Below are 3,617 nucleotides of genomic sequence, written 5' to 3' on the forward strand. Positions count from 1 at the left end.
CCGGGTGTTCAACTTATTATTGCAATTCGGGTAATAATAAATAATGCATGAATGACTTTTCCTTCATGGAGGGTCTTTTCGTATATTTAATTCGTATGTTACAGAGGTGCAGCTATGGATCAGAAACCTTTCCGTCAGAGAACGATTGATGAATTTTTGGACGACCTGGGCAGCAGCGCCCCGGCTCCGGGAGGCGGCGCAGCAGCCGGGCTCCTCGGCGCGCAGGCATGCGCTCTGGCTGAAATGGTATGCCACCTGACGGCAGCCAATAAGAATTACGCAGATTTCCACGACAAGGCGAATGAATACCTTTCCGTATTCAATATGGCCCGCTCCATCTTCCTCGACCTGATGGATGAGGATGCCGCCAATTTCCTGGAACTCATGAAGACGCTTCGTGAAATCAGAAGCCTTCCTCTTGATGAAAGACAGGAAAAGCAGTGGGATGCTTTCAAGAAAGCGATTTCCGTCCCGCAGCAGATGGCGCAGACGATGAGCGAGCTTCTCCCCTGCTTCACCGATCTTCTTTTCCATGGCAACAAGAATGCCATCAGCGACACGGTCATGGCCGCGCAAAGCGCTATCGCCTGCATCCATGCGTCCATCATCAATGTGAAGATCAATATGAAGTACATTGACGATGAATTCTATGAACATGAAATGAAAGACACATTCCGTACCTGGGAAGATGCCGTCTCCGCGATTGACGCCGTCCTCACCTATCAGGTCGATCCGTAATCTAAGGCGCCGGCGAAAGCCGGTTTTGCCTTTTCACTCATTTTCAGGAGGTTTCTATGCAGCCGGACTCATCGAAGACGGATAAATCCTCGTCCTCCACAGCCTTCAACCGCCAGCTTCTTCAAACGTACATCGCGCTGGACAATTGGCACAAATTCCGGCTCCGCCTTTTCGTAGAAGGCATTTTCGTTGGGATACTGGGAGGACTGGCTATCAGTCTGTTCCGTTTCCTCCTTGGGGAGGCGGAAAAGTACCGCATCTTTCTATACAACACATATATCATTCCCGGTTTTTCAGCCGGTGATTTCAAGCCGCTCCTTTTCTGGCTTGCCATCCTTGCCATAGCAGGTCTTGCTCTCTACGGCATGGGCCGCTATGCGCCGGAAGCAGGAGGCTCGGGCATTCCGCAGGTCAAAGGCGTCATCTTAGGCGTCATGCGCATGCGCTGGATCCGCATCCTCTGGGTGAAAATCCTGGCCGGTGCTGTCGGCATCGGTGCGGGGCTGTCGCTCGGCCGCGAAGGGCCATCGATTCAGATCGGCGCCGTCGCCGCTCAGGGCATGTCGCGCTTGCTGGGAAGGACACGCATGGAAGAGCGCTACCTCATCACGAGCGGCGCGAGCGCAGGCCTTGCCGCTGCCTTCAATGCGCCTCTGGCCGGTATGATGTTCGCCCTCGAAGAACTCCACCGCAATTTCTCAGGTGCCGTTCTTCTTCCGACGATGACATCTGCCATCACGGCGACGATCGTGACACGTTTCTTCTTCGGGACGAACACCAGCTTCACGATCACCCACCTCGTCCCCGTCCCTGCCAACCATCTGGGCTACGTCGTCATCCTTGCGATTGCATCCGGGTTTGCCGGCATCTTCTTTAACTGGGGACTTCTCAACATCAGTAAGTTCTATAATCTCCCCATTTTCAGGAACAACTTCATGAAGATCGCCTTTGCGCTTCTTTCCGCCTGCTTTCTGGGCTTTACCCTGCCGGATGTCCTCGGCGGAGGCAATTTCCTCGTCGACAAGCTCGCTGAATATCCGTACACGCTCTCCATGATTCTCCTTCTTTTCGTAGGGAAATATATTTTCACGCTGATCAGCTACGGCTGCGGCGTGCCTGGCGGTTTCTTCCTTCCGCTCCTTGTCATCGGCGCGCTTCTCGGTGCTGCGGAGGGCCGCGTCATGGTTATGATGGGTCTCATCACGGATATCTATATCCCGAATATCGTCATCATCGGCATGGTCTCCCTTTTCGCGGCGAGCGTCCGCTCCCCGATCACCGGGACGCTCCTCATCCTTGAAATGACGGGCGACTTCGGCCACCTGATGTCGCTGGCCCTTGCATCGGCCGTCGCATATATCGTAGCCGAGCTTCTCCACGGCGAACCGATTTACGATTCCCTCCTGAAACGTTCCCTTGCCTCTCATCCTGACAAAAAAGCGGAAGAGCAGAGAACCATCGTCGAGGTACCGATTGCAAGCGGTTCCATTTTGGAAAACAAGCCTCTCTCCCGCGTACCACACTTGAAACAGACCGTCGTCGTCAATGTCAAGAGAGACGGACAGAACATGATCCCGGATCCGGAAACCGTCCTCAAAGCAGGCGACTTCATCTACGTCCTGACCGCCGCCAAGAACGCGGAACGGCTCCAGAAACTGGGCGAAGAACAGCTGCCTAAAGACCATATACGAAAGATTTGAAAACTAAGCATAAAGAAAAGAGCTTTGGAAAAATGAGAAATCATCTTTTCAAAGCTCTTTTCTTTTTATCTGAAGAAATGCATGAGGCCGGACATGAGGCCTCTTCTTCCGCCTTCATCTGCGGAGTCTTCGCCGGTGTAGGGCGCCCAGCGGATGATGGAAGGACGGTTCACCTTCGGCGCATTCTTGTAGACTTCAGCAGCGATTCTTCCATTTTCCACGTCAAGGAGTACGGGCAGTCGGTAGAGGTCGCTCAGCATCCAGAGGAAGCATCCGCCCAGGGTCAGGAGGTACAGGATATTTCTTCTCGGGTGGCCGAGGTAGAAGTAATGACAGCCGACCATCCAGCAGAGGAGGGCTTTCCAGAATTTCTTTCTCTTCGAAAGAAGGCGCTTGGCCATGTATCTTTCTTCCTCATAGGGAAGCGAGCAGAGCCAGTACGGATAACCTTCCTGATAGCCGAAGAGGGCCTTGGCGTCTTCTTCATAAATTTCGCGCATGCCGCGGGCTCTTTCGAGCGGCTCGACGACGCGGCGGAAATGGCTCATCCTTTCGTGGAACGGCTTGGGATCCGGGACGGATTTCTCGACTTCTTCCTCGACGGTCAGAAGGTCGAGCGTCGCATTCGTGAAGAAGGCTTCGATCGAGTTCATGTAAAGACTTTCCATGACGGGCGTCATCCCGCTGATGTCGCAGGTGATGACCATGTCATTGCCGATGAAGGTACGAAGCCGGTTCACTTCTTCGGTCCGTTTCTTCGCATCCGTTGGAAAGTCCGGGCAAAGGTAGGTCGCCACTTCCTTGCCGTCGCGGACGCGGATAGCGGCAGCGGAAAAGATTTCGAAATCAGGAATCGATCCTTCCTTATCCAGCGTCAGCACTGTGTAATTGTAAATCCTTCTCCGCAAAAGCTGTGCCATATCCCCTTCACCCTTCTTTCATTCATAAAATCTATATAAATTATATCACGAATCACGAACAGCTTTCGAAAAAATGAACAGAAAGTCCGTTTATCCTCCAGAAAAATGTCGATTTTCATCGAAAAGAGTCTCAGAGCATAAAAAGAGAGCCGTAGAAATGAGTCTTCCACAGCCCTCTTTGATTTCCTTATTTCTCAATCAGGGATTTCCTGAATGCAGCGACTTTGCGGATGTCTTCCGGGCCGGTGCGGCAGCAGCC

The 3,617-nt window shown here is 52.8% G+C and carries 3 protein-coding genes; 2 read left to right on the plus strand and 1 reads right to left on the minus strand.

Features of this window, described 5'->3' with window-relative positions; translation table 11 throughout:
- The first annotated feature begins 114 nt into the window (after positions 1–114).
- Entirely contained in the window at positions 115–738 is a 624-nt protein-coding gene (locus tag M3200_RS04100; RefSeq protein ID WP_022382271.1) for a cyclodeaminase/cyclohydrolase family protein, read from the plus strand.
- Between the two features lie 56 nt (positions 739–794).
- The gene (locus tag M3200_RS04105; RefSeq protein WP_022382272.1) at positions 795–2,438 is read left to right on the plus strand and encodes a ClC family H(+)/Cl(-) exchange transporter; all 1,644 of its coding nucleotides are present in this window, start codon (positions 795–797) and stop codon (positions 2,436–2,438) included.
- A gap of 65 nt (positions 2,439–2,503) precedes the next feature.
- Here the strand turns inward: M3200_RS04105 and M3200_RS04110 are convergent, their stop codons facing one another.
- Positions 2,504–3,358 (minus strand): TM2 domain-containing protein, encoded by an 855-nt coding sequence (locus tag M3200_RS04110; RefSeq protein WP_022382273.1) that lies wholly within the window; start codon positions 3,356–3,358, stop codon positions 2,504–2,506.
- Positions 3,359–3,617: the final 259 nt, after the last annotated feature.

The sequence above is a fragment of the Dialister sp. CAG:357 genome (assembly GCF_000435155.1).
GTDB lineage: Bacteria > Bacillota > Negativicutes > Veillonellales > Dialisteraceae > Dialister > Dialister hominis.